Genomic DNA, 7,293 nt, shown 5'->3' on the forward strand with positions numbered 1-7,293 from the left:
TAGAGTTCTTTTAGAGAAAAAATATTTTTCTTAGCAAATTTTTGATTAAAAATTAAATACTTGTTGCCAAATAAGGAAAATAACAAAATAATCAAGAAATGGCAAAGTTGTTAACTTTTATCAATAATAAATGAGTAAATTAACTACTTTTAAGTAGATATTTACGTTTTAAATCCGTATTATATAGATAAGAGCGCGGTAAGCGTAAATTACCGAATTTCTAACTACAATTTGCATTCAGTTAGTAACTTAATTACTAAGTTTATTTTCTCACTCAACAAACTAAAAATGCCCATGGCTAGTTTATTTCATCATTTACAAGACAAGTACGAACAAGTTTTTGACCAACAGTTACGTATTGCCGTAACTGGACTTAGTCGTAGTGGTAAAACTGCTTTTATAACTAGTTTTATCAATCAACTTCTAACTCTTGACGGTGATAAAAGTCAATTACCATTTTTTACTCCAGCCGCTAAAGGCTGGATTAAAGGAGTGGCAATTGTCCCACAAAAAGATCTAACCGTTCCTACGTTCCCTTATTTAGAAAATATTAACTCCCTTAAAGGACAAACACCAGTTTGGCCAAAAGCAACTACTGATATTAGTACCATTCGTCTAGCAATAAAATATCAATTGCCTCGTAGTTTATGGGATCGTGTTAAAGATATAAACTTTAAAGATATAGAAACCCTCTACGTTGATATTGTTGACTACCCAGGAGAATGGTTATTAGATTTACCTTTACTTAATCTAAGTTATGACGCTTGGTCATCAAGCTCTTACTTCGTAGCAAGTGAGCAACGTAAAACTTTAGCTCAAGACTGGCTACAAGCTCTTGCGAACTTTGATCCCAAAGCCAAGGCTGACGAAGAACAAATTCGTCAGATTACTAAAGAGTTTACAAACTTTCTACATGCTTGCAAAGCCCAAGGTCTAGAGTACATCCAGCCTGGACGTTTTGTTCTGCCTGGGAGTTATCAAAATGCTCCTATTTTACAATTCTTTCCTTTAGTTAACTACACAGCTGAACAATGGCAAGAATTAAATAAATTTGCTCGCAATAATCCAGAATCAGCAATTGCGGTTCTACAAAAGCGCTATCAAACTTATGTACAAACTTTTGTAAAAGACTTTTACAAAGAACACTTTGAGCGCTTTGATCGTCAAATCATCTTAATTGATTGTTTAACTCCTTTAAACCATTCAGCTCAAGCTTTCAATGAAACCCAGCTAGCGCTTGAGCAAATTTTCCAGAACTTCCAATATGGTTCGCGTAACTTATGGAACAGACTATTTTCTCCACAAATAGATAAACTGGTATTTGCTGCAAGTAAAACAGATCACGTTACCAGTGATCAAGTGGCTAATTTAACTAGTCTTTTAAAACAACTTACTCAAAATAATAACCGTCAAGCTTCTTATCAAAACATTACCACCGATTTTGTTCCTGTAGCCTCTATTAGAGCTACTCAGCAACTTGAAGTGGAAAAAGATGGCAAGGTTTATAAAGTATTACAAGGTAAAAGTAAAGAGAATAACGAACTTAAGTATATTTACCCTGGTTCAGTACCTCCTTACTTACCTGAAGCTAGCTTCTGGCAAAATCATACCTTTGCTTTTGAAGAATTTGCTCCTTTACCGATTTCTCCACAAGGCAAGATTTCCTCTCTCGGAATGGATAGAGTTTTTGAAATTTTATTAGGAGATAAGTTTAAATAATATGCAAGAAAAACAAACTTTTGATCCCCAAGATTTAAAAACTAAAGAACAAGATTTTATCCCAAAACAGGAATTTAACTTTAGTGAGCAAGAGCTTAATAGCGCTAAAGAAAGTAAAGAAAGCGCTTACCAAGAAGAGGTAACCACTCCTTTACTAAGTTATCAAACTGATAAAAGCTTTAATCTAACTCCAGGTTTTTTCTTTAAAGCAGTTCTAACAATCTTTAGTTTATTTATCTTTGCTTTAGGGCTAAATACTCTTTATCAATTAGGTTCAATTGTCTATTTACTCTTTAACCTAACTGACTTTAGTTTTACCAGCTTAATTAGTCATTTAACCTCGTTAACTGTACAGTCTGGTTTACTTCTCCTGTTTGGAGGTATTATCTACCTCCTACGCCGTGAGTACAAAAGCATTAAAGCCTTACAAGAGCATGCTGAAAAACAAAAGCAAGCGGAGATTGTTCTAAGCTCTTATGCTCAAGTGGAGGAAGCAACAAATGGCTCAGCTTCTTTAACTCATCACCACGGAAAAGTTTTCTTTAGCAATGCCCAAGAAGCAATTGACTGGTGCCAAGCACAAATTCAACTAATGCAAATTAATCCGAACCATCCAGCAATTAGTCATTGGCAAAATGCAGTAAACAACTATATGTCTCCGGGGCAAGTACTACAATTATTCTCTTTTTACGTACTTGAGCCTTTTGATCAAGAAGTGATTAAGCTAATTCACAAACGAGCTTCAACTGATGCTTTAGTTATTGCTTTTTCACATTTTGTGCTACTCGATCTTTTCTTTATAACTTGGCGCAATTTAAATTTAATGACCGAGATTACTAAAATCTACGGCATTAAATTAGGTTACTATGCTCGCTTCAAAATGTTTAAACACCTCTTACTAAATCTTTTTGTTGCCGGCATTACTGAAAGTTTAGATCAATATCTTGATTTAAGTTCATTTATTTCTTCGAATCTTCTGGCTAAACTTTCTACTAAAACCGCTCAAGGAATTAGTCTGGGCTTTTTAAGTGCTCGTTTTGGGATTAAATGTTTAGAATTTAGTCGTCCTTTACCGTTTAGTAAAAAGCACCGTCCAAGTTTAACCGGCTTAAGTAAATCTATAGCTCAACAAGTTGTAAATACAATAAAAAGTAAAAACGAACCTAATACCTAACTTAAGGTATAATAAGGTAGATAAATTATAAGGATAGATATATGTCGCTAACAGAACTCTACACTAAGCACTTTAAGCGCTTAGTTGACTACTATACAGATTATTTAACTAAAAATAACAAAACAGCGGCTTGGTTACATTACGGTGATCATTCAATTTATTTTGATGATGATCAAGAAATCGCTTTCCGTGCAAATCCATATGCTGTACATTTAATTAACGAACCTAATGCAGTAGGTTCTTACATTCGTATTGCTAAAGACGGTGAAGTTACTTTATATAACTTTATCGACAATGGTTTCTGGAATGTACCAACAACAATTGATTTTTCATTCTTTGCTAACACAGGTTTAATCCAAGTTGTAGACTTCTATGACTTTGAACAAGACTTAGAAGCAAAAGTTAAATCAGAAGCTAGCTCGTCAGTAGTTATTGGTCCTAATACTCAAAAATACTTACAGCTTGGCTTTAATGCTCAAGACATTAACGAAGAAGAGTTAGTGTTAGATTTACAAGATTTACGTCTATGTAAAACTGAGTATGAATACGAAATGCTTTGTCAAGCACAATACTTAGCTATTAAAGCTCATCGTGCAATTAAAGCAGCTGTTACTTCAACTAACCTTTCAGAAAATCAATTATTAGGTGTTTACCTGCAAAATGCAGAAATGCCTTATGACGCTCAAGGTTACTCAAGCATTTTAGCATTTAACGAAAACGCAGCAATTCTTCACTACAATAAGCTAGATTTTGTTGCTCCAAAAGAGCGTCGCTCTTTTTTAATTGACGCTGGTGCGGTATACAAAGGTTACCAAGCTGATATCTCTCGTACTTATAGTCTTGATGATAACCAATTATTCTCTGATCTAATTCTTGGCGTGGTAAATATCAAAGACGAAATTATTGCTAACATTCGTCCAGGTATTTCAACTGCTTCTTTACAAGAAGTAATGTTAAATAAAACAACAGAATTACTTTTAGACGCAGAAATTATTAAAGGCGTAAGTATTGAGCAAGCTTTTGAGTTAAAAATCCCACAACACTTTGTTCCACATGGTTTTGGTCACTCTTTAGGGATTAACACTCATGACGTACGTGGTCGTGTAAAAACTCCACAAGTTCCTGGTTTACGTGCAACTCATACTTTAACTGTTGGTAATGTTTGGACTGTTGAGCCTGGACTATACTTCATTGATCAATTACTTAATAAATTAAGTGAAGATAGTGCTACTAGCTCTTTCTTAAACAATGAACTAATTGCTAGCTTAAAACCTTACGGTGGTATCCGTGTTGAAGACAATGTAATGCTTCAAGAAGAGCAACTAGTTAACTTTACTGGTGATCTTGACAACATGTAAAAAAAGAAGTAGCGACCTAGTCGCTACTTTATCCACTTTATGAAAAGAATTCTATTAATCTCTGGTTCAAGAGAAGGTCATACTCATAAAATTAATGAGTTTATTGGTCAACAATTAGGACAAGTTGAAATTGATCATCTAAGCCTAAACCAAGCTTATAATTCTCAACTTGACTTAAGCCCATACCATGCTATAGTAATTGGGGCTTCTATTCATTACGGTTATTTTCCGAAAGAACTCTATAGTTTTATTGCTAAACATCTGCAAAAGCTACAAGAGATTCCAAGTTACTTCTTTGGCGTTTGTTTAACCGCAAGAAAAGAAAATAAGCGTAGTATAGAAAATAACCTTTATATGCAAAAATTCTTGCAAAAATCTCCTTGGCAACCTAAAGAAGCTGCCGTTTTTGCAGGGGCGCTTAACTATAGTATTTTAAGTTTTTGGGATCGTAATATTATTCGTTTTATTATGCTCCTAACTAAGGGTGATACTGATCCAAAAACTAATAAAGTTTATACTGATTGGCAGGATGTTACTGCCTTTGCTAAGAAAATCAAAGATAATTTTTAATTTCGACTATAAATTTATAGGAACTATATTATGTCTACTGATATTTTAAGTTTACCACCTGAATTACAACAACAGCTTGAAGAAATTCGTCGTGGAACTGAAGCTATCTATTCAGAACAAGATTTAATTAAAAAATTATTAGAAAAACGTCCTCTAATTGTAAAATTAGGTGCAGACCCAACAGCTCCAGATATTCACTTAGGTCACACAGTTGTTTTAAATAAATTACGTACTTTACAAAACTTTGGTCACCATGTACACTTCTTAATCGGTGACTACACTGCAACAGTTGGTGATCCTTCTGGTCGTTCTGCAACACGTCCTCCATTAACTCGTGAACAAGTTTTATCTAACGCAAAAACTTACCAAGAACAAATTTTTAAAATCTTAGATCCTAATAAAACTACGATCAAGTTTAACTCTGATTGGTTAGGTGCATTAGGTACTGACGGCGTTTTACGTTTAGCTTCACAATCAACGGTAGCTCGTATGCTTGAACGTGATGACTTTAGTAAACGTTACAGCAATAACCAACCTATTGCTATTCACGAATTCTTATACCCATTATTCCAAGGTTACGATTCTGTTGCTATGAAAGCAGACATTGAGTTAGGTGGTACTGACCAAACTTTCAACCTTTTAATGGGTCGTGAATTACAAAAAGCTTACAACCAACCACAACAAGTTTGTATTACTTTACCTTTACTTGTAGGTTTAGACGGTGAGAAAAAAATGTCTAAATCTTTAGGTAACTACATCGGGGTTACTGATGAGCCTAATGAAATGTACGGTAAAGTAATGGCGATTTCTGATGATTTAATGTGGGATTGGTACACATTACTATCATTTAAATCTTTAGAAGAAATTGCAGCTTTAAAAGAAAAAGTAGCTAACGGTATGAATCCACGTGATGCTAAAGTTGAATTAGCTTTAGAAATTACTGCGCGTTTCCATAGCCAAGAGCAAGCTTTAGCTGCTAAAGATGAATTTACTAACCGCTTTGCTAAAGGTCAATTACCTACAGACTTAGAGGAATTAACTATTACTTTACCTGCTGGTGAAGAAGATTACCCATTAGCAAACCTACTTAAAGATGCTGGTATGGTTGCTTCAACTTCAGAAGCTTACCGTAACATTGAAGGTAATGGTGTGTCTGTAGATGGCGTTAAAGTAACTGACAAGAAACAACGTGTAGTTGCTGGTACTACTGCAGTTTACCAAGTAGGTAAACGTAAATTTAAACGTATTACCCTAAGCAAATAGTGAATAAAGAAAAACGAACCGAAATTCTACGAAGATTTGCTGAGCAAAATCCTAATCCAACCACGGAATTAAACTTTTCCAATAACTTTGAATTGCTAATTGCGGTTCTTCTCTCTGCTCAAGCTACAGATGCTTCAGTTAATAAGGCTACCGCTCCTCTTTTTGCTGTAGCTAATACCCCACAAGCTATGTGGGAGCTTGGTGAAGAAAAAGTAAGAGAGTATATAAAAACTTTAAACTTTTTTCGCAATAAAGCTAAAAATGTTATTAAGACTAGCGAGATCCTAGCCACTAAATATCATGGTGAGGTTCCTGATGATCAAGCTATTCTAGAGTCTCTTCCAGGGGTTGGACATAAAACTGCAAACGTGGTACGTAATACAGCCTTTGGGCACCCTACTGTTGCGGTAGATACTCATATTTTTCGAGTATCTAACCGTATGAATTTTGCTCCAGGTAAAAATGTTGATGAAGTTGAAGCAAAATTACTTAAGGTAGTGCCAAAAGAATACTTGTACAACGTACATCATTGGTTAATCTTGCATGGTAGGTATACTTGCCAAGCACGTAAGCCAAAGTGCCAAGTTTGCCCTGTAGCAGATCTTTGTGAATTTAAAGAAAAAGATAAGTATCTCTATGGCAAATAAAAAACCCGGATCCGCTTCAATTGCTCAAAATAAACGCGCTCGTTTTGAGTACTTTATTGAAGAAACTGTTGAAGCTGGACTATCTTTACAAGGTTGGGAAGTTAAATCTCTCCGCCAAGGTAAAGTTAATATTGCCGATTCTTATGTAACTTTTAAAAATGGTGAAGCTTATTTATTTGGAGCAACTATCCAGCCTTTAAATCAAGCTTCTAGCCATGTTCTAAACGACCCTACGCGTACGCGTAAGCTCCTTTTACATCGCAAAGAAATTGATAATCTCTTTGGTAAAGTAAATCGCGCAGGTTACACTCTCGTATGTTTAGAACTTTACTGGCAACGCTCTTATGTTAAAGCTAAACTAGGTTTAGCACGTGGTAAAAAACTCCACGATAAGCGCGAAACAGTTAAAGACAGAGAATGGCAAATCCAAAAGCAACGTATTATGAAAAATACGAATTTACGTTAATAAATAAGAGCCTGAGTCAATTAAGACTTAGGCTCTTATTTATTAGTTAAGTTTTGCATCCTAAATTTTTAATATTACCTATTCTCCCGAAATTTT

7 protein-coding genes are annotated in these 7,293 nt (G+C 34.8%); all 7 read left to right on the forward strand.

All coding sequences use genetic code 11. The features are described 5' to 3' along the window. Positions 1-294 precede the first annotated feature (294 nt). The 7 genes from CKF54_RS02725 to smpB are packed head-to-tail and all read left to right on the forward strand — an operon-like array spanning position 295 to position 7,197. Complete coding sequence (locus CKF54_RS02725) at positions 295-1,719, forward strand: YcjX family protein (RefSeq protein WP_119524749.1); 1,425 nt, start codon at positions 295-297, stop codon at positions 1,717-1,719. 1 nt (position 1,720) lies between these two features. Further along, complete coding sequence (locus tag CKF54_RS02730) at positions 1,721-2,893, forward strand: TIGR01620 family protein (protein WP_119524750.1); 1,173 nt, start codon at positions 1,721-1,723, stop codon at positions 2,891-2,893. Between the two features lie 41 nt (positions 2,894-2,934). Continuing rightward, positions 2,935-4,251, forward strand: a complete 1,317-nt coding sequence (locus tag CKF54_RS02735; RefSeq protein ID WP_119524751.1) for a M24 family metallopeptidase — start codon at positions 2,935-2,937, stop codon at positions 4,249-4,251. A 39-nt stretch (positions 4,252-4,290) separates the two neighbouring features. After that, positions 4,291-4,821, forward strand: a complete 531-nt coding sequence (hemG, locus tag CKF54_RS02740) for a menaquinone-dependent protoporphyrinogen IX dehydrogenase (protein ID WP_119524752.1) — start codon at positions 4,291-4,293, stop codon at positions 4,819-4,821. Positions 4,822-4,851: 30 nt separating this feature from the next. Next, positions 4,852-6,084, forward strand: a complete 1,233-nt coding sequence (gene tyrS, locus CKF54_RS02745; RefSeq protein WP_119524753.1) for a tyrosine--tRNA ligase — start codon at positions 4,852-4,854, stop codon at positions 6,082-6,084. Continuing rightward, positions 6,084-6,731, forward strand: a complete 648-nt coding sequence (nth, locus tag CKF54_RS02750) for an endonuclease III (RefSeq protein WP_119524754.1) — start codon at positions 6,084-6,086, stop codon at positions 6,729-6,731. The genes tyrS and nth overlap by 1 nt, the downstream gene beginning before the upstream one ends. Further along, on the forward strand, positions 6,721-7,197 hold the full coding sequence (gene smpB, locus CKF54_RS02755; protein ID WP_119524755.1) for an SsrA-binding protein SmpB: 477 nt from the start codon (positions 6,721-6,723) through the stop codon (positions 7,195-7,197). Before nth ends, smpB begins: the two co-directional genes overlap by 11 nt. Positions 7,198-7,293 lie beyond the last annotated feature (96 nt).

Source organism: Psittacicella hinzii (genome assembly GCF_003585885.1).
GTDB lineage: Bacteria > Pseudomonadota > Gammaproteobacteria > Enterobacterales > Psittacicellaceae > Psittacicella.

Coding starts and splice junctions, on each gene's coding strand:
- CKF54_RS02725 (WP_119524749.1), top strand. CDS start 295: ATGGCTAGTTTATTTCATCATTTACAAGACAAGTACGAACAAGTTTTT.
- CKF54_RS02730 (WP_119524750.1), top strand. CDS start 1,721: ATGCAAGAAAAACAAACTTTTGATCCCCAAGATTTAAAAACTAAAGAA.
- CKF54_RS02735 (WP_119524751.1), top strand. CDS start 2,935: ATGTCGCTAACAGAACTCTACACTAAGCACTTTAAGCGCTTAGTTGAC.
- hemG (WP_119524752.1), top strand. CDS start 4,291: ATGAAAAGAATTCTATTAATCTCTGGTTCAAGAGAAGGTCATACTCAT.
- tyrS (WP_119524753.1), top strand. CDS start 4,852: ATGTCTACTGATATTTTAAGTTTACCACCTGAATTACAACAACAGCTT.
- smpB (WP_119524755.1), top strand. CDS start 6,721: ATGGCAAATAAAAAACCCGGATCCGCTTCAATTGCTCAAAATAAACGC.